This is a genomic window from Nocardia abscessus NBRC 100374 (assembly GCF_000308455.1).
Classification (GTDB): Bacteria; Actinomycetota; Actinomycetes; order Mycobacteriales; family Mycobacteriaceae; genus Nocardia; species Nocardia abscessus.
Map to the genome: position 1 here is coordinate 1 of NZ_BAFP01000146.1, position 21,430 is coordinate 21,430.

Annotated in this window: 22 protein-coding genes; 9 read left to right on the plus strand and 13 right to left on the minus strand. The window is 66.6% G+C overall.

What is annotated here, in order from left to right; all coding sequences use genetic code 11:
• Positions 1-127: 127 nt before the first annotated feature.
• A complete protein-coding gene (locus ON19_RS29825) occupies positions 128-511 on the plus strand; it encodes a cupin domain-containing protein (protein ID WP_043700195.1) in 384 nt (127 codons plus the stop codon).
• Positions 512-612: 101 nt separating this feature from the next.
• On the opposite strand, the gene ON19_RS29830 is transcribed toward ON19_RS29825, so the two are convergent.
• Positions 613-1,020 carry an SdpI family protein gene (locus ON19_RS29830; RefSeq protein WP_043700197.1) on the minus strand — a complete coding sequence of 136 codons (408 nt, stop codon included), beginning with the start codon at positions 1,018-1,020 and terminating at the stop codon, positions 613-615.
• Positions 1,021-1,182: 162 nt separating this feature from the next.
• Here ON19_RS29830 and leuS point away from each other — a divergent pair, with 162 nt between their 5' ends.
• Positions 1,183-4,029, plus strand: coding sequence for a leucine--tRNA ligase (leuS, locus tag ON19_RS29835; protein WP_043700199.1), 2,847 nt, complete (start codon positions 1,183-1,185; stop codon positions 4,027-4,029).
• 206 nt (positions 4,030-4,235) lie between these two features.
• On the opposite strand, the gene ON19_RS29840 is transcribed toward leuS, so the two are convergent.
• Positions 4,236-4,925 carry an SDR family oxidoreductase gene (locus ON19_RS29840; protein ID WP_043700201.1) on the minus strand — a complete coding sequence of 230 codons (690 nt, stop codon included), beginning with the start codon at positions 4,923-4,925 and terminating at the stop codon, positions 4,236-4,238.
• 228 nt (positions 4,926-5,153) lie between these two features.
• On the opposite strand from ON19_RS29840, the gene ggh reads away from it, so the two are divergent.
• Both ggh and ON19_RS29850 read left to right on the plus strand, forming a co-directional pair.
• Complete coding sequence (gene ggh, locus ON19_RS29845; RefSeq protein WP_043700203.1) at positions 5,154-6,491, plus strand: glucosylglycerate hydrolase; 1,338 nt, start codon at positions 5,154-5,156, stop codon at positions 6,489-6,491.
• A gap of 66 nt (positions 6,492-6,557) precedes the next feature.
• Positions 6,558-7,298 (plus strand): glycoside hydrolase family 25 protein, encoded by a 741-nt coding sequence (locus tag ON19_RS29850; protein WP_043700205.1) that lies wholly within the window; start codon positions 6,558-6,560, stop codon positions 7,296-7,298.
• Between the two features lie 120 nt (positions 7,299-7,418).
• Here the strand turns inward: ON19_RS29850 and ON19_RS29855 are convergent, their stop codons facing one another.
• The 7 genes from ON19_RS29855 to ON19_RS29890 all read right to left on the minus strand — a co-directional run bounded on the left by ON19_RS29855 (position 7,419) and on the right by ON19_RS29890 (position 14,829).
• Complete coding sequence (locus ON19_RS29855; protein WP_043700207.1) at positions 7,419-9,482, minus strand: PhoX family protein; 2,064 nt, start codon at positions 9,480-9,482, stop codon at positions 7,419-7,421.
• 232 nt (positions 9,483-9,714) lie between these two features.
• Positions 9,715-10,515 (minus strand): hypothetical protein, encoded by an 801-nt coding sequence (locus ON19_RS29860; protein ID WP_043700210.1) that lies wholly within the window; start codon positions 10,513-10,515, stop codon positions 9,715-9,717.
• Positions 10,516-10,614: 99 nt separating this feature from the next.
• Entirely contained in the window at positions 10,615-11,145 is a 531-nt protein-coding gene (locus ON19_RS29865; RefSeq protein WP_043700212.1) for a lipoprotein LpqH, read from the minus strand.
• 739 nt (positions 11,146-11,884) lie between these two features.
• Positions 11,885-12,976: a hypothetical protein gene (locus ON19_RS42270; protein WP_157229886.1), complete on the minus strand. Its 1,092-nt coding sequence runs from the start codon at positions 12,974-12,976 to the stop codon at positions 11,885-11,887.
• 56 nt (positions 12,977-13,032) lie between these two features.
• The gene (locus ON19_RS29875) at positions 13,033-13,581 is read right to left on the minus strand and encodes a hypothetical protein (RefSeq protein ID WP_043700218.1); all 549 of its coding nucleotides are present in this window, start codon (positions 13,579-13,581) and stop codon (positions 13,033-13,035) included.
• Between the two features lie 656 nt (positions 13,582-14,237).
• On the minus strand, positions 14,238-14,603 hold the full coding sequence (locus tag ON19_RS29885) for a hypothetical protein (protein WP_043700224.1): 366 nt from the start codon (positions 14,601-14,603) through the stop codon (positions 14,238-14,240).
• Positions 14,596-14,829, minus strand: a complete 234-nt coding sequence (locus tag ON19_RS29890; protein ID WP_043700227.1) for a hypothetical protein — start codon at positions 14,827-14,829, stop codon at positions 14,596-14,598. Before ON19_RS29890 ends, ON19_RS29885 begins: the two co-directional genes overlap by 8 nt.
• A gap of 282 nt (positions 14,830-15,111) precedes the next feature.
• Here ON19_RS29890 and ON19_RS44055 point away from each other — a divergent pair, with 282 nt between their 5' ends.
• A complete protein-coding gene (locus ON19_RS44055; protein WP_255218421.1) occupies positions 15,112-15,234 on the plus strand; it encodes a hypothetical protein in 123 nt (40 codons plus the stop codon).
• Positions 15,235-15,589: 355 nt separating this feature from the next.
• Here ON19_RS44055 and ON19_RS29895 read toward each other — a convergent pair whose 3' ends face one another.
• Complete coding sequence (locus tag ON19_RS29895) at positions 15,590-15,922, minus strand: hypothetical protein (protein ID WP_157229887.1); 333 nt, start codon at positions 15,920-15,922, stop codon at positions 15,590-15,592.
• 113 nt (positions 15,923-16,035) lie between these two features.
• On the opposite strand from ON19_RS29895, the gene ON19_RS39265 reads away from it, so the two are divergent.
• Entirely contained in the window at positions 16,036-17,445 is a 1,410-nt protein-coding gene (locus ON19_RS39265) for a pentapeptide repeat-containing protein (protein ID WP_157229888.1), read from the plus strand.
• 243 nt (positions 17,446-17,688) lie between these two features.
• Here the strand turns inward: ON19_RS39265 and ON19_RS29905 are convergent, their stop codons facing one another.
• Together ON19_RS29905 and ON19_RS29910 are read right to left on the minus strand one after the other, a co-directional pair.
• A complete protein-coding gene (locus ON19_RS29905) occupies positions 17,689-18,093 on the minus strand; it encodes a hypothetical protein (protein ID WP_157229889.1) in 405 nt (134 codons plus the stop codon).
• A gap of 126 nt (positions 18,094-18,219) precedes the next feature.
• Positions 18,220-18,807, minus strand: coding sequence for a hypothetical protein (locus ON19_RS29910; protein WP_043700236.1), 588 nt, complete (start codon positions 18,805-18,807; stop codon positions 18,220-18,222).
• 216 nt (positions 18,808-19,023) lie between these two features.
• On the opposite strand from ON19_RS29910, the gene ON19_RS29915 reads away from it, so the two are divergent.
• Positions 19,024-19,257, plus strand: a complete 234-nt coding sequence (locus ON19_RS29915) for a hypothetical protein (RefSeq protein WP_157229890.1) — start codon at positions 19,024-19,026, stop codon at positions 19,255-19,257.
• A 48-nt stretch (positions 19,258-19,305) separates the two neighbouring features.
• Positions 19,306-19,506: a hypothetical protein gene (locus ON19_RS29920; protein ID WP_218006491.1), complete on the plus strand. Its 201-nt coding sequence runs from the start codon at positions 19,306-19,308 to the stop codon at positions 19,504-19,506.
• A gap of 213 nt (positions 19,507-19,719) precedes the next feature.
• Here ON19_RS29920 and ON19_RS29925 read toward each other — a convergent pair whose 3' ends face one another.
• Positions 19,720-20,268 (minus strand): hypothetical protein, encoded by a 549-nt coding sequence (locus ON19_RS29925; protein WP_043700243.1) that lies wholly within the window; start codon positions 20,266-20,268, stop codon positions 19,720-19,722.
• Between the two features lie 493 nt (positions 20,269-20,761).
• Here ON19_RS29925 and ON19_RS29930 point away from each other — a divergent pair, with 493 nt between their 5' ends.
• Complete coding sequence (locus ON19_RS29930; protein ID WP_051169427.1) at positions 20,762-21,385, plus strand: nitroreductase family protein; 624 nt, start codon at positions 20,762-20,764, stop codon at positions 21,383-21,385.
• Positions 21,386-21,430: the final 45 nt, after the last annotated feature.

Consider the following 21,430-nt stretch of genomic DNA (forward strand, 5'->3'; position numbering starts at 1 on the left):
GCGGTCCGTGGCCCCTGGCACGTGGCACGTGGCCCGTGGCCCCTGGCACGTGGCACGTGGCCCGTGGCCCCTGGCCCGTGGCCCGTGGCCCGTGGCCCGAGCGTCGAACGAATGGTTCGATCGAAGGATGTGGCCCGAATTCGAGGTGAACGCGGCGCCTGCTCGCGGGACCGCGAGCCGAGTGCTGTTTCGGTTCGCTCTGGGTCGGCGAGCGTTCGTGCTGCGCCAGACGATCATCGAGCCCGGCGGCAGCAGTGGCTGGCATTACCACGACGGGACGCTGTTCGTCCTGGTCGCGCGGGGCACGCTCGATCATCCCGGCGCGGATTGCACGCCGGTCACCTATCGGCGCGGGCGGGTCTTCCAGGAACCGAGCGGGCCGCGCTATCCCCACGTGGCTCGCAACCTCGCAGCGGTGCCGGTGCTGCTGTGCGTGCTCTACGTCACTCCGGTCGGCCGTCCGCTGTCGCACAGCGTTGCGCCGCCGCCCTGCGCGGCCGACATGCGGTGACCTGCGTCCCGCTCGAGCACACGCAGTAGTTCAGCAGCAGGCGCGCGGATGAGATCAGGGGCGGAGCCGCGAGCGCGCCAACGGAACCGCGGCGATCGACTTCAGCCCGCGGGCTGGCAGGCGTCGCGGAGTGAGCAGGCGCCGCAGGAGCTGCCGCAACCGCCGATCTCGGGCGGCGGGGCGATCGCGTCGGCCGCTTGCGCGGCGATATTCGCGCCAGCGCCGAGGGTGAACAGCGCGACCATCGCGGTGCCTGCCGCGACGACGAGCGCGACGATCCCGCTGGTGGCCAGCGCGACGAGACCACCGGCGAACAGCAAGGCGCCTGCCGCGATCGACGTGGGCGCGGCGACCCGGTTGGCGACGCGGAACGTGTCGTCGGTGGACAGCGCGGCCTCGGTGTGGACCCCGAAGAAACGGTTGCGGGGCAACCGGCCGGTCAGCCCGAGTGCGCCGGTTGTGACGGCCACGACAGCCGGCACGAACAGGACGAGAGCGACGACGAACACCCATGCAGGCTAGCGCATCGACGCCGAACGGCCGCCGACGGGCGGCCCGGCGGCGAACCCGGTCCAAGTCCGGGCCAGCCCGATTTTCGGTCCTGCAGCGGGGACGTTCTACCCTGATAGACGAAGTTTGTCGGGGATCGGCGACCACAAGAAGGCAGGACCGTGCAGGACACACGTGCAACCGAAAGCGATGTACCAGAGCACCGGTACAACGCGGAGCTTGCCGGCCGCATCGAGCGCCGGTGGCAGCGGGCGTGGGACGAGCGCGGAACCTTCCATGCGCCGAACCCGGTCGGGCCGCTGTCGGGCCCCACTCCGGCCGACAAGTTGTTCATCCAGGACATGTTCCCGTACCCGTCGGGCGCTGGCCTGCATGTCGGGCATCCGCTCGGTTACATCGCCACGGACGTCTTCGCGCGCTATCACCGGATGCACGGCCGCAACGTGCTGCACGCCCTGGGTTACGACGCCTTCGGCCTGCCCGCCGAGCAGTACGCGGTGCAGACCGGCGCGCACCCGCGCGACACCACCGAGTCGAACATCGCCACGATGCAGCGCCAGCTGGACCGCCTCGGCCTCGGCCACGACCGCCGCCGCTCGTTCTCGACCACCGATCCGGAGTACTACCGCTGGACGCAGTGGATCTTCCTGCGGATTTACAACGCCTGGTACGACCAGGAACTGAACCGGGCCCGCCCGATCGACGAGCTGGCGGCCGAATTCGCGTCCGGCGCACGGTCCGTCCCCGACGGCAAGTCCTGGGACACGATGTCGCCCGCCGAGCGCGGCGCGCTGCTGGACTCGTATCGCCTGGTGTATCAGAGCGATTCGGTGGTCAACTGGTGTCCCGGTCTCGGCACCGTGCTGGCCAACGAAGAAGTCACCGCCGACGGCCGCAGCGAACGCGGCAACTTCCCGGTGTTCCGTAAGCGGTTGCGGCAGTGGATGATGCGCATCACCGCCTATTCCGATCGACTGGTGGACGACCTGGACCGGTTGGACTGGCCGGAGAACGTGAAGGCCATGCAGCGCAACTGGATCGGACGATCCCGTGGCGCGCAGGTGAAGTTCGACGCCGACGGCGAGCAGATCGAGGTGTTCACCACCCGGCCCGACACCCTGTTCGGCGCCACCTACGTGGTGCTCGCCCCCGAACACGAGCTGGTCGACAAGCTGACCGCGGCCGCATGGCCTGCGGGCACCGACCCACGGTGGACCAACGAGGGCGCTGCCACACCGGCCGATGCCGTGGCCGCCTACCGCAAGTCGATCGCGGCCAAGTCCGATCTGGAGCGCCAGGAGAACAAGGAGAAGACCGGCGTCTTCCTGGGCAATTACGCGATCAACCCGGCCAACGGCAAGGCCGTGCCCATCTTCATCGCCGACTACGTGCTCAGCAGCTACGGCACCGGCGCGATCATGGCCGTGCCCGGGCACGATCACCGCGACTGGGAATTCGCGACCGTCCTCGGCCTGCCGATCATCGAGGTCATCAGCGGGGGCGACCTGGAGAAGGGCGCGCATGCCGGCGAGGGTGCGCTGGTGAACTCCGACTACCTCGACGGCATGCCCGTCGAGCAGGCCAAAGCGGCGATGATCGCCCGGCTCGAGGCCGACGGCCACGGCAAGGGCACCATCCAGTACAAGCTGCGCGACTGGTTGTTCGCGCGGCAGCGCTACTGGGGCGAGCCGTTCCCGATCGTGTACGACGAGCAGGGCGCCCCGTACGCGTTGCCGGAGTCCATGCTGCCGGTGTCGCTCCCGGAGCTGGACGACTTCGCCCCGGTGACCTTCGATCCCGACGACGCGGATTCCGAGCCGTCCCCGCCGCTGGCCAAGGCGACCGACTGGGTGGAAGTCGAACTGGACCTGGGCGACGGGCCGAAGCGCTACCGCAGGGACACCAATGTCATGCCGCAGTGGGCGGGCAGTTCCTGGTACGAGATCCGCTACGCCGACCCGACGAACGCGGAGACCTTCTGCGCCAAGGAGAACGAGGCGTACTGGCTGGGTCCGCGCACGGAGGTCGGCGGGGAGAACGATCCGGGCGGCGTCGACCTGTACGTCGGCGGCGTCGAGCACGCGGTGCTGCACCTGCTGTATGCCCGCTTCTGGCAGAAGGTGCTCTTCGACCTGGGTGAGGTGTCCGCGAGCGAACCGTACCGGCGGCTGTTCAACCAGGGCTACATCCAGGCGCACGCCTACACCGACGAGCGCGGCGCGTACGTGCCCGCCGCCGAGGTGCTCGAGCGCGACGGCAAGTTCTTCTGGACCGACGCCACCGGCACCGAGATCCCGGTGTTCCAGGAATACGGCAAGATCGGGAAGTCGCTGAAGAACGCCATCTCGCCGGACGAGATGTGCGACCTGTACGGCGCGGACACCTTCCGCTTCTACGAGATGGCGATGGGTCCGCTGGACACGTCGCGGCCGTGGGCGACCAAGGACGTCGTCGGGGCGCACCGGTTCCTGCAGCGCGCGTGGCGCCTGGTGGTGAACGAGGAGACCGGCGCACTGCGGGTCACCGACGCCACGCCGAGCGAGGAGACGCTGCGCCTGCTGCACAAGACGATCGCGGGCGTGGACGAGGATTTCGCCGCGCTGCGCGACAACACGGCGGGCGCCAAGCTGATCGAGCTGACCAACCACCTGACCAAGAGCTACCCGGACGGCGCGCCGCGCTCGGTGGTGGAGCCGCTGGTGCTGATGCTGGCGCCGCTGGCCCCGCACATCGCCGAGGAGCTGTGGGAGCGGCTGGGCCACACCGCGTCCCTGGCGCACGGCCCGTTCCCGGTCGCCGATGCCGCGCTGCTGGTGGACGAGTCGGTGGAGTACCCGATCCAGATGAACGGCAAGGTGCGCAGCCGGATTCAGGTGCCCGCGGACGCCGACAACGCGACGATCGAGGCGGCCGCACTGGCGGACGAGAAGATCGCCGCGCTGCTGAACGGCGCAGCGCCGCGCAAGCTGATCGTGGTGCCGGGGCGGTTGGTGAACATCGTCGCCTGAGGCGGATCAGCGCGGCGGGAGCAGGACGTCGTCGAGCGTGACCATCGACAGGTCGCGCTCTTCGACGATGCCGACCAACTGTCCGTAGCAGTACGTCACGGCCGGTGCCGGAGGCCGGACGCCATCGGATCGATCCGAGCGACGAGTACGACGGCGACCACGCTCGCCGCAGCGCGCACGTGTGCGCGGGGTCGGGTCCGGGGTGCTCAGTAGGGCCGGAGCACGACCTCGGTGGGGTGCGCGTCGCGCGGGGTATCGATAGCGGAACGCACCGTGTAAGCCACCGTTTCGGGGGTGAGGAACTCCTCGGCCCGGTATTCGCGCCCCTCCCCCGCGATGATCTCCCGCTGCATGTCGGTGTCGATGCGGCCCGGATGGATCGAGGTCACCCGCAGCTGCGGCTCTTCCAGCCGCAGCGCGTCACCGAAGGCGCGCAGCCCGAACTTGCTCGCCGCGTACGACGCCCAGCCCGCGTTCGCGCGCAGCCCCGCACCCGAGTTGATCAGCACCACGTGGCCCTGGCCTGCCCGCAGCGCGGGCAGCAGCAGTCTGGTGAGTTCGGCCACCGCGACGAGGTTCGCTTCCAAGGTGTTGCGCCACTGCTGGACGGTGGAACCGGCGATCGTGCCGAGATCGGCGATGCCCGCGTTGTGCACCAGGACGTTCAGGCTCCGGATCGGCGCGACCGCCGCGGCGACGGCGGGGTAATCGGTCAACTCGACCGGCCAGCCCTGCGCACCGGGCAGTTCCGCCAGAATGTCGCGCAGCGACTCCCCCGATCGCGCGCCGAGCAGCAGGTCGTGCGTGGGCGCGAGTTCGCGAGCGATCGCGGCGCCGAGGCCGCGGCTGGCGCCGGTGATCAGGGCGGTCGGTTTCGGGGTCGCGGCCGAAGTCATGGGCCCCACCGTAACCGGCTGTGTAAGTAAGGCGTAAAAACCCGTAGCACTGGACGAACGACTGGCGATGCGGGCTGAATCGAGGCGAGAATCTCGAACAGCGAATCACGGACGGGGCATTCGAGAGTGAGAATTGCCGAACACGAACCGGCCACGGGCCGATCGGACGGGGACGAAACGGACGCCGCTGAGCGGGCATATCTGCGGGTGACATCGCAGAATAGGGGGATGGCACATCCGGGCTTCACCCCGACCCAGCTCGCGGCCCGCGCTGCCTACCTGCTGCGCGGGAACGATCTGGGCACGATGACCAGCGCGGCGCCGCGGCTGTACCCGCACATGTGGAGCTGGGACGCGGCCTTCGTCGCGGTCGGGCTCGCGCCGCTGAGCGTGGAGCGGGCGGTGATGGAGCTGGACACCCTGCTCTCGGCGCAGTGGAAGAACGGGATGATCCCGCACATCGTCTTCGCCAACGGCGTGGACGGCTACTTCCCCGGCCCGGCCCGCTGGGAGTGCCGCAAGCTGGCCGTCAACGCGCCGGACGGCCCGGACACCTCGGGAATCACCCAACCGCCCGTGCACGCCATCGCGGTACAGCGGATTCTGGATCATTCGCGCAGGCACGGCCGCAGTACCAGGGCCGTGGCCGAGGAGTTCCTCAACCGGCGGTGGCCGGATCTGGTGCGCTGGCACCGCTGGCTGGCGCACGCCCGCGATCCCAAGGAGACCGGCCGGATCACGCTGTATCACGGCTGGGAGTCCGGGATGGACAACTCACCGCGCTGGGATCGCGCTTACGAGCACGTGGTGCCCGGCGACCTGCCGCCCTACCGCCGCGAGGACGTGCTGGTGGTCGCCGATCCGACCCAGCGCCCCACCGACCGCGAGTACGACCGCTACCTGTGGCTGGTCGAGCAGATGCGCCGGGCCGGCTACGACGACTACCAGCTGGCCTCGACCATGAGTTTCGCCGTCGAGGACGTGTTCGTCACCGGGATCTTCGCGCTGGCCTGCGAGGTCCTGGCCAATATCGGCGAGGAGTACAAGCAGCCCAACGCCGACGTGCGCGATCTGCACGCGTGGGCCGACCGGTTCCGCGCGGGCGTCGTCGCGACGGCCGATGCCCGCACCGGTGCGGCACGGGACTTCGACGTGCGGTTGCAGCGGTGGATCAACACCGAGACGCTCTCGATGTTCGCGCCGTTGCTGTGCGGTGGACTCCCCCGCGACACCGAGCGCAGCTTGCTGCGGTTGTTCGAGGGCCCGCGCTTCTGCGGGCACCCGGATCTGCGCTACGCGCTGCCGCCCTCGACCTCCCCGGTGTCCAAGGACTTTCGCTCCCGGGAGTATTGGCGCGGGCCGGTGTGGCCGGTGATGAGCTGGCTGTTCTCCTGGGTCTTCGCCAGGCGCGGCTGGGCGGAGCGTTCGTTCATGCTGCGCGCCGAGGGCTTGCGGCAGGCCAGCGACGGCAGCTTCGCCGAGTACTACGAGCCGTTCACCGGCGAACCGCTCGGCAGCATGCAGCAGTCGTGGACGGCGGCATCGGTCCTGGATTGGCTGGGGTGAGCGCCGCGGACACACCTCATTCGCCACACTGGTAACAGCCAGAGCGAATGGCTATCGTCGTCCGGCATGGACACCTGGAGGTCGACCACCCGCCGCGGCGCGGCGCTGTCCCTGATCGCACTGTCCGGCATCCTCGTCGCCACGCTGCCCGCGGCCGCCGCGCCGACCGGCCCGGATGTCTCCTCCTGGCAGCACACCGGCGGAAGCCCGATCGACTGGTTCGCGGTCAAGCGTTCCGGCCAGGACTTCGCCATGGTCAAGGCCACCGAGGGGCTCAGCTACGTCAACCCGTATTTCGTGCCCGACAGCCTGCTGATGCGCGCGGCCGGCCTGGCGCGCGGAACCTACCACTACGCCCGGCCCAACCTGCCACCCGAACCGCAGGCCGCGATGTACGCGGCGGTGGTGCTGGGGCAGAACGGACCGCTCGACCTGCCGCCGGTACTGGACCTGGAGGACTCCGGCGGTCTCGGCCCGGCCGCCCTGATCGACTGGACCCGCCGCTACCTGACCACCGTGCAGGCGCTCACCGGCCGCGTCCCGATCCTCTACACCTATCCCAACTTCTGGCGCACCGCGATGGCCGACACCGCCGAGTTCGCCGGCTACCCCCTGTGGATCGCCGACTACCGTGGCAACGATCGACCCGAAGTCCCCGGCGGCTGGTCCACCTGGACGTTCTGGCAGACCACCGACAGCGGCAGCCTCCCCGGCATAGCGGGCCGCGTCGATCTCAACGTATACAGCGGCGCGCAAGGCGATTTCGCCCGTTTCGCGAACATCAGCGGCGTCACCGGCAGCGGCTGACCGCTTGCCACAGGATGGAGCCGCTACCCGCCCAGTCGGGTAGCGGCCCCACCGTGGGGAGAGCCGCGGAGGGTGGTCGGCCGTGGTTGCAGGGGCCGGTTGGGTGCCGCGGCTGTGGTATCAGGCTCCGATGCGGCCGCCGGCCTTCTTCCACACCGCCACGACCGAGGCGCGCGGCTGGGACGTGCCGCCGTCCGGCCAGTGCGACAACGGGTTCTCGGGAGTGGCGTCGTCGGCTTCGCCGGGGTGCTGCACGCACACCAGCACCCGCGACTCCGTGACCACCGGGCCGCAGGTCTCCGCGCCGCGCGGAACGGTGAGGAACTGTTTGGTCTGGCCGCGGTCGGGGCCGTCGAGCACCACCGCGAACAAGCCGTCGTTCGACTTCAGGGCGTTGCCGTCGGTGGAGATCCACAGGTTGCCGTACGGATCGAAGGCCAGGTTGTCCGGGCAGGAGATCGGGCTGACCTTGGACTTGTCGTATCCGGCGAAGTAGGTGTCCGCCGCCGCGGGATCACCGCAGACCAGCAGCAGCGACCAGGTGAACGTGGTGCCGGTGTGGTTGTCGTCGATCTCGAGGACCTGGCCGTTCTTGTTGAGCTTGCGCGGGTTCGCCTCGTCCGGACCCTGCTTGCCCTCCGCGCCGCGGTTGTCGTTGTTGGTCAGCGCCACGTACACCTTGCCGGTGTATGGGTTGGCCTCGAAGTCCTCCGGGCGGTCCATCTTGGTGGCGCCCACTTTGTCGGCGGCCAGGCGGGTGAAGACCGCGACCTCTTCCGCGCTCATGCCGTCCACCAGCGACTTGCCCTTGCCGTCCGCGCCGGTTTCCAGCAGCGGGATCCACTGGCCGGTGCCGGTGAAGCCCTTGTCCGACGGCTGGGCGCCGGTTCCGTCGATCTTGTCCGCGTGATCGCCGGTGAGCTTGGCGACGTACAGGGTGCCCGCGTCCAGGATGGTCAGGTTGTGCCGCATGCTGGCCGCACCGGTGCCCGACTGGATCTTGCGCGAGGACACGAATTTGTACATGTAGTCGAACTTCTCGTCGTCACCGGTGTAGGAGACGACGTCGCCGTTCTTGGTGACGTAGATGTTGGCGCCCTCGTGCTTGAGCCGCCCCATCGCGGTGTGCTTGATCGGCGTCGAGTTCGGGTCCCACGGGTCGACCTCGACAACGTAGCCGAATCGGTTGGCCTCGTTGGGTTCCTGGGACAGATCGAAACGCTTGTCCGCGCGCTCCCACTGGTTGACGGTCTTGCCCGCGGCGAAACCGTAGCGCTTGAGCCGGGCCGCGGCGGCGGACTCGGTCACCTTGTCGCCGTTGGCGAAGTAGCCGTTGAAGTTCTCCTCGCCGGACAGCACGGTGCCCCACGGCGTCAGGCCGCCGGAACAGTTGGCGAACGTGCCGAGCACCTTGGTGCCGGTCGGATCGGCCGAAGTCTTCACGAAGTCGCTGCCCGCGGCGGGACCGGTCAGCTTGAACTCGGTGGTCGCGGTGATCCTGCGGTTGTACTTGCCGAAGGCGGGAACCAGCTTGCCCGAACCGGCTTCGCCGTGCACCTCCACGACGGTCAAGCCGTGGGCGGCCATGGTGACCGCGAGCTGCTCATCGGTCGGCGCGTCCTTGTTGTAGCCCCGGAACATGTGCGGGCTGGTGGTGTACTCGTGATTGACCACGAGCAGGTAGGCGTTGGCCTGGCCCTCGATCGGCAGCAGGGCGGCGAAGTCGTTGTTGTAGCCGAACTGCTTGGCCTGCGCGGCGGCGGTCTGCTTGTCGAAGTCGAAAGCGGGCGCGTCCGGGAAAAGCGGATCGCCCCAGCGGATCACGACCGACTGCTCGTAGCCGTCCGGGATCACCACGGCGTCTTCCTTGTTCGGCGCTACGGCGGTGAAATCGGTGCCGGTTCCGGGCGGGCCCGCGGGCGTGGTGGACACCACGGCGGTCGGCTCGTCGTCGCCACAGGCCGCGAGCACGCTGCCCGCGCCGACCGCGAGCACGGCGGCGGCGCCGCCCTTGATCAGCCCGCGCCGGTTCAGCGAGCTGACGATGTCACCGAAGTAGGCGCCCGCGGAGGTGTTCGGCGCTTCGTGGAAGCACGCGTTCGCGCACTTGTACTCACATGTGACGGCGGCGCGCGACGACTGTCCGTCGTGGTTCACGAAAAGGGCGAGTGGCTGAAGACTCACGGTGACTCCTGGGTTGGGCCGACGGCCGCACGGTAAACCATCCGGACAATCCGTAAAAGACGGCAAAGTGAACAGCCGCCCAATTAGGTAACCCTCAAATTGCCGGGCCGCCAGACCTGGGAACAACGAATGCCGCGCCGACTCGATGATCTCGAATCTGCGCGGCATTTGTGTCCACAGTCGGCTGTCTCGTTCTCGGATGGCCGTGCGCGGAGTGCGTCCGGCTCGCCCATCAGGCGTTGACCGGAAGGGCGATGACGACCTCGCTCTCGTTCTCGGGCAGGTAGTGCGCCCGCAGCACGCGGCCCACCTGCACTTGGCCGACGCTGGCGGGTGCGAGGAACTTCGTCACCCGGGTCACGAAGCTCGATCCATCCGGCCGGGTGACCACCAGGCCGAGTTCGACCTCGGAGTGCCCCTCGCGAATCGTGCCGGTGACCGACAGCGACTGCACCACCGCCTGGGTGCCGATGCCGCGCTCGGCGATGTCGAGCTTGTGCCGGGTGGTCATGCCCTTGCGGATGAGGGACTCGTTCATCGCGCGCTGCGCCGCGGACGCGTCGCCGGACAGGTCGACCTCCACCCGGTCGGTCCGTCCGGGCAGGTAGCGCACCGGAAGCACCACCCCGGCACGCAGCAGGGCCAGCTCGGTGAACGGCACGATCATTTTCGCGGAGGAGTGGAAGATCTTGCCGTCCGCGCCTTCGACGCTGAACTCGATGTGGACCTGCGGCTGGTCGTTGACGGTGACGCCGGTCTGCCGCACCGATCGGACCGTGCCGAGGCCGGTGAGTCCGGAACGGAACTCCGCGCTGTTGCGCCCGGTCAGCGCGCTCATGATCCCTTCGCCGGTGAAGGCGAAGACCATGGGCACCAGGGTGAGCGCCATGATCGGCAGCGCCATCTCGAAGCCGAGCCAGCCCATTCCGGAGGGCTCCCATTCGCTGGTGGGGACGTAGGTCACGGCGTGGTAGACGTAGTAGCCGATCGCCGCGGCGGCGAGGGCGAGGGTGAGCAGACGGATCTTCTTCATGGCATTTCCTTTTCGGTGCGTAGGTGCGTGGTACGCCGCGCCCCGTCATCCCTGAGGTTCGTGCGGGATGACGGGGGCGGTTCGGGAAACATGCGGCGATCAGGCGCCGACGATGGACGAGCAGGCGAAGGTGATGTCGAATTTCGAGGTCTTCGGCCCGGCCAGCGGGTTGGTCAGGTCGGGGGCGCCCACGCCCTCGCCGGTGACCTTGTAGGTGTTGCCGTCCTTGACCACCGTGGCGGAGCCGCCCGGCATGCCGTTGCCGAAGCCGACCGCGTAAGGCAGGCCGTTGTCGCCGCCCTTGCTGCCCGCGATTCCGACGGCCTGCACGGTGTTCGCGTCGGTGATGGTCGCGCTCACCGAGAGGTTGCCGTAGGCGGAGTTCTCGGTGTCGGTCAGTGCGAGCGCGAGAGTGCCGCCCTGCTTCGCGCAGGTGGTGGTGAACTTCGCGTCGAAGGCCTTGCCGTCGACCGAGGCGATCGACTTGCCCGCCGGTGCGGACGGCTGCGCCGAGGACGGCGCGGGCGCGGCGGGCGAGCTGCCCTTGCTGTCACCGCATCCGGTGAGCACCGCGACGGCGGCGGTGGCGGCGAAAGCGGCGGCGGCGAAGCGGAGCGAAGTGGCGTTCATGGTGTGTCCTTGTCGTTCGTGGGGCGGCGCCCCTGGGCTTTGTTCTCCGGCCCCTCCGTGTGGGGCCGATGAGATAAAGGTAGGAACGGTGCACGCCCTACCGATCCCAGGTTTTCCGCATTACCGCAGGTAGAGGACTTGCAGACCAACGCAATCGGGACCGACTGCGGTTCTCGAACGCGACGAGCCCGCCTACTCACAGGCCGAGGTCGGAACGCAGAGGGGCCGGTCCGTTCGGACCGGCCCCTCTGGGCTCATTGGACAGATACAACGAAAATGGCCCGGCCCCTGTCCATTCGAGGACAGCGGGCCGGGCCGCGATGACTTGCTTACTGCTACGGGCGCGTGAACTCGCCGTCGTTCACGCCAGCGGTGAACGCGTCCCACTCGCGGCCTCGGGGAATCTAGCACCGAAGGCTCAAGCGAACCGGGTGAGCAGGGAGGTGACTAGCGAAACGGTTCGACGACGTGCTCGTATTGGCAAGCAAGAACGCGACCACAGCCGGTGGGCCTGCTGGGTGGTGAGCTGCACACACCGGGGGCCGGCTACCGCCTGTACGAATTCCAAGGCCCCTCCGCCTGTCTGCATAAATATTGGCCCGAATACTCGAGAGTGGGCCACCATTGCCGCGGGAGGGTCCATAGCCCACCTAGAAACATGCCTGGAGATCGGCTCCTGAGCGACGCAATCAGTTGCACCCATATCCCGGGCGTGACTGCGAGCAGCGGCGGGAGTCGGCTATAGGTCGCGCGATATTCCGCGTGAGCGTTCTTGCCCCTGCCCGGTACCGCCGCGCACAACGCCCGGCGCATGACCAGGATGCTCCCGCACCGCCGCTGACGGTGGCTGCGCTTGCCCGAGCCCGAGAAGCTTCACGACTTCTGGAGGCACTCCCCGGGCTTGCAGTCGTGCCAGTTCTTCCGCGCGTTCCTTATCCGCTGCCTCGCGTCCTTCGCGCGCTTTCTCCTCCGCAGTGCGGGCGTTGGCTGCTGCACGCTCCAGGCTGGCGGCGTCTGCTGCCTCTCGGGCCGGCCGTTCCCCCACGTCGGCGACTTCCCGTTGCGGGTACTGGTTGGGTGCGGGGAATTCCTGCGCCACCCGTTCAGCGGCCTCACGTTCAATCCGCGCGTGCTCGGTTTCCGGCATCGCACGTACCTGCTCGGTTCGCGTGGCTTCCTCTCGGGCCTGTCGGTCGCGCTCCGCTTGCTGCGGGGCTTCCGCCCGGCCACGCGCAGCGCCCACCCGGAACTGCTGCATCCTCCGGAACTTCTCGGCTCGCTCGCGTGCCCGCGCTCGCTCGGCGATTATTTCCCGACGATTCTGTAGAGCCTGAGCCTTCTCCTGCCGAGCTTTCTCACGAATACCCGGCAATTCGAGCTGCTGCCCTTTACCGCGCTCCATGACGAGACCCAGAGCCCAAATCTCGCGGGCATCGGCTCGTGATATTACCTTATGCTGAAACTGGCTCGGGAAATCACGGACCAAACCGTCTATCAGTTTTTGCAGGTCTTTCGCTATCGGCTCGCCTTCGACGGATCGCAAAATGTGCTGATGGTTTGGATTCTCTTTCAAAATCTCTCGCATCGCCTCCAGTTGCTTTTTGTCTTTCTGCCCTTCGATCTGACCGGATTTATCTTCTATGGTGAATGTTCGCGAGCCGACGTCTTTGGAGTGGTCGACTCGGATCCGGCCCTTCGTAGTTTCATATATTCGCGACCCTGGAACATACCCGTTCTCTCGGTCGCGAAAGAATCGATCGACACCGTGCTCGAATATCCTGCCGCGCTCATGATTCGGGACCCGCTCGCGGTCTCTGTCGTATTCGTCCATCGCTGGCGCCCCCCGGTGTGCGGAACGTCCTGGTCAATGGGTTGTTCGGTGAGACTTCATCGAGCAGTGGAGGCTTCTTCGTCAAGCTTCTCTTGGTGATAGGCTGCATATTCACGGAAGATGGCAGCCATTGTTGAGAACATTCCTTCATGGACATCGGGGTCAAATTCGATCATGCTTCCCATCAGTCCCCATACGGTCTCTACGTCTGCATCTCCGTCCAACGTGTCGAATTGCAGAGCCGGATTCACCTGATCATAAAAAGAATGTTCACGGCCGAACCATTTATATTCGATCCACTCAGCGCCCGTGAACTTGGCGCAAACTTCCCCGATGAAGCAAATGAAAGCGTCGGCCATGTCAGCGTTCTCGGGGGCCATCGCGGTAGCCATATCAGGGAACAACTCCGCGACAATCGGGTCCAGTCGCTTCACCTCCGCCGAGTCTTCCGGCCACGGTTCCGGAGGGATACGGCTTATACCTGCATGGTCCATGAACTTGCGTGCTTGCGCCTTCCGACGGTCCGGATCAACCCATTTACCCCATTCGGTCTGCTCGACCGGAACTCCCAGATCCATACTCACCTGGTCGTCGGTTTGCCCCATCGCGTTCCCTTCCGATAGTCGGTACTGCCCTGCCTACATTCAACCGAACCGAACAGTGTCCCATGTCGAGTGCTGCGGAGGCGAAAGTTCTTCAGTCCACAGGGTCTGGTTATCGCTCGAGGTACAGCCGCTCTCCCGGGAGCCTCGGCAAGCAATCGAGTACGCCATCACCCACTGACACGCCGTCCGTGCGATGCCGCACCCCTTCGTCTTGGACGAAGATCAATGCGGCAGTCAGACACGCCGCATAGTGCAGATGGAGACCCCGCAGCCGCACGACCAGATGCGCGTCCGGTTCGTTCGGCATCGGGGACGTCATCGCTTGCCCCGGTCCCGGAAATACCGGTAGTTGTCGCGCGAAACGATGTCCGCCGCTACCCGCGTCGAGCACTCCAACGGGTCGCAATCCTCATGCATCATGAACGCTTGCACGGCTGCCCTACGGCTCGACACAGGCCATGCCGGGTTGTCGTGCGACCAACGTCTACGGAACTCGTCTAACGCCTTTTACCTGCGTGCGCCCGAAGGGATTCGAACCCCTAACCTTCTGATTGGTAGTCCCCGGGCGCCGGTCTCCTGCGGGCCGATGTTTCAGCGTATCTGCGAGTGGAGGGTCGCCACCGCTTACGGTGGCGACCCTCCAGTGGGGGATTGCCTCAGCTCAGCAGCTTGGTTCCGGCGTAGCTACCCCATTGCAGCTCGACGATGTCGTCGGAGTCGTCGTTGTAGGTCGAGTCGATCCAGTCGGTGATCTTCGACTCCGCTTCCCGCAGCACCGGTTCTGGGACATCGTTGTCCGTGTCGACCCGCAGCAGGTGGTAGGCCCGGTCTCCGGGATCCTGGTCTGGGTGCTGGGCGGCCCAGTGCAGATGCATTTCGTAGTCGGTTTCGGCCTTCTGCTCGAGGGTGATCCGCGCGCCGGTGAACTCCGGGAACTTCGCGATCTCGTCGGCCAGGGCCGATCGGGTCGCTTCTGCCTCGGTGGGGGTGCAGTACAGCTGGACAACCAGATAGCTACTCACGCTTACTGGTTTCATCCTCTCGGTTGATGGCACGGCAGTGCCGCTTGTGATACCCCTGTGGCATCTTATTGTCGACGTCCTGCTCGGCGGCTTTCTCGGCGTCTTTGCGGTTGAAGGCCCGGCCGGTTCCCTCGATCTTCTCTTCGGAATGCCCATTGGCCGGCGTGCCGTTCTTGACCTTGTCGCAGCGCACTGTGACCGTGACCTTCTTCGGCTTCCGCTGCACCGGCGAAAGTCTCTCCGCCACAGGCTGGGCCAGGGGCCGCCCTCGTACGCAGGGGCAGGGGGCAGGGCGATGCCGCCCCACATCTCTTGGAAGGCCACGGCCCGGTCGATCTCCGCAGCGGGTATCCCGTGCTCGAGCCATACGTCCCGATAGGGGCGGATATCCCGGCAGGGAAGATGTATCCCCTGCGTTTCGACGAAGTGCCGGGCCCGGCGGCTCAGGCCTTTGAAACTGAGCCATTCGGCGATGTTTGCCACTACAGCCGCCGAAATGCCCTGGTGAGTGCGGGAACTGCTACTGGCCGGGTTCTGCGCCCGGGAAGCCGACCAAGCCATCCGGGTGTTCGGCGCCAAGCGCGGCGCCTTCCCGCACGCCGGCGACAGCCCGGGCGCGGTGCCGCCCTAGCCGTGGCGACCCTGAAGTAAGGGAGCCCTGGAGCGCATCGGCTCCGGGGCTCCCTATGGGGCTACCGGCCGGACGACGCCGCTCGCTCTGCTGGGCAGGCTGGGGCGCAGGCAAATTCGGCTCCGGTGTGAGTCGTGGGTAGGTAGAGCCGGGCGTATCCGGTTGGGGTGGTGCCGCTTCTGCCTGCGAGATGTCGGTTCCGTGTATGAGGTTCGCGGGGTGGATCCGAGCGTTGTGGCGGCGTTGGCCGCTGCGGCGTCCGCGGGTGCGACAGCGGGTTGACAGATACCGCCAAAGCTGCGGTCCACATGACCGAGCACGGCTCACAGCGGACTGAGCCGTGTTCGACTTGTGGTCAGCAGTTGAACGGGAAGCACGACTTCGGTGGGGCAGTCGGCTGCGCGGGCGCAAGGGTCGAGGTCACCACGGTGGTGTTGGCCGGCCTGTCGTCAGGTCCCATGTGGGTAAAGGTCAGCACGACCAGCACGAGTGCTGGGATGCCGAAGAGCGCCGCGAGGCCCCACCAGATCGGGGTGGGCGATGCACTGCGGTAGCCGTGGAAGTACGGGGACCGGTAGCGCCCCGGCCGCTGCGGTGCGCGCCGGTCGGTGAAGCGGACCGACCCCTTCACGTAACTGCCGCCGACTCGTCCCCTGCGCGAATGCCCCCGCACGGCTTCATACCCCATGACCGTCAGTATGACGCGAGGGCCTCGACCCGAGCGGCCGATCAGCGAACCGTGCGAGGTGTTCAGCCGCCGATAACGCTGCTTTGAGGGGGCGGGCGCTATACCGTTTTCCCGTGTCCCAGGGGGAGAAGGCAGTCACGAGAGTAGCGGGCGAAGAGTTGTCCGAGGGTTCCGGTCGCGGGCTGCTCTCGCCGCGGCGTCGAACGATTGGAAGCGGTCTCACGCTCGTGACCGGCGGCGCAGCAGGGTTCGGTGCCGCACTGCTGTCGGGAGTTCCGGTCAACTTCTCTCAGCCGCTTGCGACGCTGCTGGCCGGGTCGGGGGCCCTCGCGGCCGGCATCCTGGCCTACGTCAACGGTCAGCGCAGTCGCGATCTCACCGAGGTCCATCATCAGGCCGAGATGGCCCGTGAGCGTGAACGTCATCGGGACGACACTCGCCGCGCACAGGAGTCGAGCCTGCGAGATCGCTACACGGCGATCGCAGCCCAGATCGCCCATGACTCTGCCGCGATCCGGCAAGCCGGTGTCTACGCGCTGACCGCGCTCGCCGACGACTGGCATGCCTTCGGCGAAGACGAGGAACGCCAGGTCTGCATCAACCTGCTGCAGTGGTACCTGCGTGTTCCGTTTCCTCGAGCCGCCGATTCCGCAGAGCTGGATCTGTCCGAACTGGAGATCCGCCAGACTATCGTCGGCATTCTCGCCCAACGCCGAGGCCGGTCTGCCGACGACCCGAAATCTTGGGCATCCACTTCCATCAGCCTGCATAAGGCATCCCTGCCCAACTCCGGCCTCCGTGGTATCCGACTCACCGCTCTCGACCTTTCTGGCGCGAACCTGGCCGACACGGACCTGAACCGCGCGGACTTGACCGACGCCAACTTGACCGACGCGGATCTCGCCGGCACGGACCTGGCCGGCGCGGACCTCTCTGCCGCGGAGCTGAGCCGCACGAAGCTTTCGGACGCCAACCTGAACCGCGCGAACCTGAACCGCGCGAACCTGACCCACGCCAACCTGACCCACGCGAACCTGAGCGAAGTGACCTTGTCCGGTGCGAACCTGACCCGCGCGAAGCTGACCGAGGCGGACGTTTTCGATGCGAACCTGTCCGGCGCGGACCTGAAGCGGGCGGACCTGAGCCGTGCCGATCTGACTGGGGCGAAGTTGCCCAACGTGGACCTGAATCGCGCAATTCTGTCCGGGACGGACCTGACCGACGCGGACCTGACCAACTCGAGCTTGATCCGCGCGGACCTGTCCGGGGCGAACTTGACCGACGCGGACCTGTCCGGCGCAAACTTGGTCCGCGCGGACCTGTCCGGCGCAAAGCTGACTGACGCGGACCTGTCCGGCGCGAACCTCTTCAAGGCGAGGCTATTCGGCGCGGACCTGTCTGGCACGAACCTGACCCGCGCGAAGCTGACCATGGTGAGCTACGACGGCTCCACACGGTGGCCGAAGGGGTTCACACCGCCAGCGTCGTCCGGTGGTTCTCCCCCGCCGCCTATATCCGAGTAGCTTCGCCGGTCGGATTGGCGGTGTGTTCGGGGGTGGGTGGACGTTCGGAAACGACCGTCTACCGAACGCCCTCCGCGTCACTGACAGGCCGCGAGGTACCCGCACGCACAATGTTCGGAAACCCGTTCGTACTCCGGCTCCGCCTCGGACCATTTGACCGCCACCGTGCCCGGCCGACTCCACGGCTGGGCACGCTGCACCGACGGCAGCTGGGTCGGCTTGGTCGAACTCTTGGCCGCACGGTCACGCCGACCGCCACGGCAGGAGCCGACGAACCGCCTTTCGTCCCGAGGTGATGTGCGGGGGTTGCGACATCAGGGAATCCTTGCCCCGAATACACCACCCGAACGCCACCCACCGGTCGCCGTCATCGGTGATCACATACTCTTCGACGCCCCCGAGAATGATCGCCTCGACCGCCGCTGCCGCCTGCGACGGCTTGTCCTCGAATTGGATTTCGTAGTCGGCGATGGCGCGGACACACCAGCCCGTTTCGATGCGCACCGCGGCGTCGCCCATATCCACCAGTTTGATGTGTGGATTGGCCCCGCGCACTTCGCCTTCCGTGGACAAGGATCCGCTGGAGAGCACCAGGGTGCCGGGATTCGAAAACGTCTGGATGGCGTAACGCTCGGCGATGGCAAACACCTCCGAACAGAACATCTCCCATTCTGTCCCACTCACCCCGGCCTCCCAGCCCACTCGCAATCTTGCCCCGCCTCGGCACTACTTACCGCACGGATTCACCTGAATGGGAATGCTGAGCCGCCTCGACTACGGCTGAGCTGCTCGGACTTCGCTTGCCTTGTGGTACTTTCCGTGTCCGCCTTCGCCGATGAGCCATGTCACCGGCATGCCTGGCGTGATGCGTTGTTCGTCGCCCTGGTATTGCCAGATGGAGAACCAGACGTCGCCGGAGTGGCTGGCGATGAGACCGTCGTAGCTGTGGGGGAGCCACCATCGGACCACACCGTCGAGGGCCGGATCGGGATCCTTCGCCGTCTTGACCTGTCCATACGGTATCGAGCCGCCCGGCCCGTGCCATCCGTCGTAGGTGGGGAGCAACGGCTGGTCTCCACCCTCAGGGTCGGCGGGCCAGATCTTTCCGCTGCGAGCCAGGACATCGTCGTGGATGCGCTGGGCGAGTCCGCACGCCACACCGCTGGGGGTGCGCTCGCCGGGGGTACAGCCGACAAGGACGTTCAGGGCCGGGATGGTGAATTCGATCCACCATCCCGGTGGGCGATGTTGTCGGCGTAGGTGCTCGGGGATCGTTTCATCGATGTGTACCTCGAAGCCGAGAGCGGACTCGATGTCGGCCGCCAGCAGGTGGGCGCCGAGCCTCGCCGTCTCCTGATCCATGCAACTATCCTGCCGGAGCTTATGGCTACTCGAAGAGCTGCTGCACCCGAGACCGAGCAGTTGATCGCTCGATGGGTCGCAGTAGTACGCGCCGAAAATCGGGTTCACCTGCCCGCGATCACGGCTGGCCGGTGGCGAACGCCTGTACGGCGTCGAGGAACTCTGGGCCTCCCGTGGCGTATCCGCCGTGACGGGCGGCCCTTCGAGGACATGGCGATGCCGCTTGTGGTAGCCCGGGCCCATCTTGGCATCGACGTCTTTCTCGGCGAGCTTATTGGCTTCCTCGAAACTCTTACCCCGACCGACGCCTTGGCGGAGTCCCCGTTATCCGGCGTATCGTTCTTGCCCTTGTGGCACCGCACCCGGACCATGACCTTCTCAGGTGCGCGTGGAACTGGCGAAAAACTTCCGCAACAGGGGCACTACAAACGGCACTGCAAGGAGATCTGAGTTCGTATGTCGGATGCGAGGAGGTTGTGGGAGATCAAGGTGGGCGTCGTGGCCACCGAGGCCGAAGCGAAGAAGCTGTCGGATCAGATCGCCCTTCTGCTGTGCCCGAATCCTGATCATGCACCGCCGTGCCCGATCCCGTGGTCGATCGGCATCAACTCCGCGGAAGACATGGATGAGGACCGGCAACTGCAGTACGACGACATCCTCGAGCAGTATCGGATCGAGTCCGGGAATTCAGCGGACTGACAGCTGGTCAGACTGCCGGTTCAGAACCACGCGGAGAACCGAACGATTCTCAACACCTGCGCGCAGCGACGGACGTCCTACGCATCACCTGCTCCACACACCCGACGGTCCCGGAGAAGTGTTCCGGGACCGTCTCAGGTGTTGAGTGCTTGTTCGGGGCTGCCCGGATTTGCCAGCTGGGGCGCAGCCGGGCATAGGCTCCGCCGTCGTTGATCACCCCACGGTCCGACCCCACTCGTCTTGGAGGTAACGCGCCAGGCCGCTGAAAAATTCATCCACCTGACCCGCCTGCTGGGTGGGGTTCTCGGCCAGCGATTCGAGGAAGCCGACTTCTCTGTTCAGCACCTCGATGAGGAGGTCGCTGGCCGCCTGGAATGCGGAGAGGATCATCTCTCGCCAGTCAGGGCGCTGGCTGCCGAGGCTCATGAGTTTGTCTTTGGTCGAGTCCTGCAGCTGCTCGAACTGGGTTCTGTTGCTCTCCATCAGTTGATCGAGCAGGTCGTCGAACTCTCCGTCGGAGATGTCACCGGCGAGGAAGCGTTGCACGCCCGAGTCCGCGGTGTCCTCGGCGTGGCCGAGCTGGTCCAGCAGGCCGGTTTCGGCGGGGTGGAGGGCATCTTCGACCTCCTGCGGAATATCCGCCGCCCTGACCGCGGGGTCGTGCGTGGAGGACTCCGCCGAACTTGCGCCGTCACCGGCGCTCCGGCGCTTTGCGATGCTGTCGAGCAGGGTGGTGAAGTTCTGTGGATCGGTTCTGGTCATTGCCCCTCCAACAAGTCGTGCGCTGGGTCTGTAAGCAATCCATGACACGAACCCGGCCAGATAGTTCGGGCCGTGTCGGCTGAGCCGGTCGAACGGGTCACTGCCCGCGGCAGACCCGCACGGTGACTCCCACGACTTCTCCGTTCGCGAACACAGGGCATGAGGGGCTCCCGGGGCATGGATCACCTCTTAGGAATGAACGCCCCGGATGTCCCCTGCCGGAGCTACGACTGGTCGGATCACCTGAGCGCAGCGGTCGGCGCGGCGGCTCGCGAAAGCTCTCCTATTCGCACAGTGCAGCGTATGAGCAGCCGAGCATGCCCCAACTCACCCAAGGCGGGTGAATCCTGCGAATCACCAGCTCGAGCGGCGCATCGCACGGGCACCTCCGGCAGCGTGCAACTGGGGTACGCCCAACCAGATATGGGTGATGGCGGGGTTCGGCGTGGTCCGGGGGCGGTAGCCGCGTCATGCTGGTGCATACGCTGCAACAGTGGAGTTTTCGGAGGTACTGCGGCAGCGACGAATGGTCCGGCACTACACGGCTCAGCCGTTGGAGCGGGATGTCATCGAGCGCGTGGTGCGCTCGGCGCTGCGTGCGCCTTCTGCCGGATATGCACAGGGGTGGGCGTTTCTCGTGCTCACTTCTGAAGCCGACCGCGAGCGGTTCTGGAGGTTTGCACCAGTTCGCGCCGAACGGGCTCCGGCGGTACAGAACGCGCCGCTGATAGTGGTCCCCATGTCGAACAAGGACGCCTACCTGGACCGCTACACCGAGTCGGACAAGAGGTGGACCGATCGGGACGAGGCGCGTTGGCCGGCACCGTACTGGCATATCGACACCGGGATGGCGGCATTCGCGATGCTGCTGACTGCGGTGGATGAGGGGCTGGGCGCGTGTTTCTTCGCCATCATGCCCGAGCATCTCGAGGGGTTCCGTGCCGAGTTCGGCGTTCCGGATACGTACGACCCGATCGGTGCGATCACCGTTGGCTACCGTGCCACCGACCAGCCTTCGGCCCGGTTCCCTCAGCGGCGGCGTGGTGTCGAGGATGTTGTTCACGACGGGTATTGGGGCCGCGCTTGGCGCGCTGGTCGAAACTCGTTGGCTGACTGACTCGATCCCACGGACCAGTACAACCGAACCGGTGGTTCAACAGCC

Coding starts and splice junctions, on each gene's coding strand:
- ON19_RS29825 (WP_043700195.1), top strand. CDS start 128: ATGTGGCCCGAATTCGAGGTGAACGCGGCGCCTGCTCGCGGGACCGCG.
- ON19_RS29840 (WP_043700201.1), bottom strand. CDS start 4,925: ATGACTTCGGCCGCGACCCCGAAACCGACCGCCCTGATCACCGGCGCC.
- ggh (WP_043700203.1), top strand. CDS start 5,154: ATGGCACATCCGGGCTTCACCCCGACCCAGCTCGCGGCCCGCGCTGCC.
- ON19_RS29850 (WP_043700205.1), top strand. CDS start 6,558: ATGGACACCTGGAGGTCGACCACCCGCCGCGGCGCGGCGCTGTCCCTG.
- ON19_RS29860 (WP_043700210.1), bottom strand. CDS start 10,515: ATGAAGAAGATCCGTCTGCTCACCCTCGCCCTCGCCGCCGCGGCGATC.
- ON19_RS29865 (WP_043700212.1), bottom strand. CDS start 11,145: ATGAACGCCACTTCGCTCCGCTTCGCCGCCGCCGCTTTCGCCGCCACC.
- ON19_RS42270 (WP_157229886.1), bottom strand. CDS start 12,976: ATGGACGAATACGACAGAGACCGCGAGCGGGTCCCGAATCATGAGCGC.
- ON19_RS29875 (WP_043700218.1), bottom strand. CDS start 13,581: ATGGGGCAAACCGACGACCAGGTGAGTATGGATCTGGGAGTTCCGGTC.
- ON19_RS29895 (WP_157229887.1), bottom strand. CDS start 15,922: ATGGGGTATGAAGCCGTGCGGGGGCATTCGCGCAGGGGACGAGTCGGC.
- ON19_RS29910 (WP_043700236.1), bottom strand. CDS start 18,807: ATGGATCAGGAGACGGCGAGGCTCGGCGCCCACCTGCTGGCGGCCGAC.
- ON19_RS29915 (WP_157229890.1), top strand. CDS start 19,024: ATGCCGCTTGTGGTAGCCCGGGCCCATCTTGGCATCGACGTCTTTCTC.
- ON19_RS29925 (WP_043700243.1), bottom strand. CDS start 20,268: ATGACCAGAACCGATCCACAGAACTTCACCACCCTGCTCGACAGCATC.